The following is a 230-nucleotide window of genomic DNA, read 5'->3' on the forward strand; positions in this document are numbered from 1 at the left end:
GGGAAACCCCCGACTACCATCGGCGCTGAAGAGCTTAACTTCCGTGTTCGGCATGGGAACGGGTGTGACCTCTTCGCCATCATCACCAGACGTTTTAGTGACATGTATTATTATACTATGTATTTCAGAAAAAGCAAGAGTTTTTTGAAAAAATTCTCTCAAAACTAGATAACAGTAAGCATACATTCAAATTGGTTAAGTCCTCGATCGATTAGTATCTGTCAGCTCCA

1 rRNA gene is annotated in these 230 nt (G+C 41.3%); it reads right to left on the bottom strand.

Features of this window, described 5'->3' with window-relative positions:
- Positions 1-90: ribosomal RNA gene (gene rrf / locus SB724_RS22060) — 5S ribosomal RNA — on the bottom strand; the annotation flags it as partial.
- Positions 91-230 lie beyond the last annotated feature (140 nt).

It is taken from the genome of Bacillus sp. SIMBA_031, assembly GCF_046535225.1.
In the GTDB taxonomy this organism is placed as follows: domain Bacteria; phylum Bacillota; class Bacilli; order Bacillales; family Bacillaceae; genus Bacillus; species Bacillus velezensis.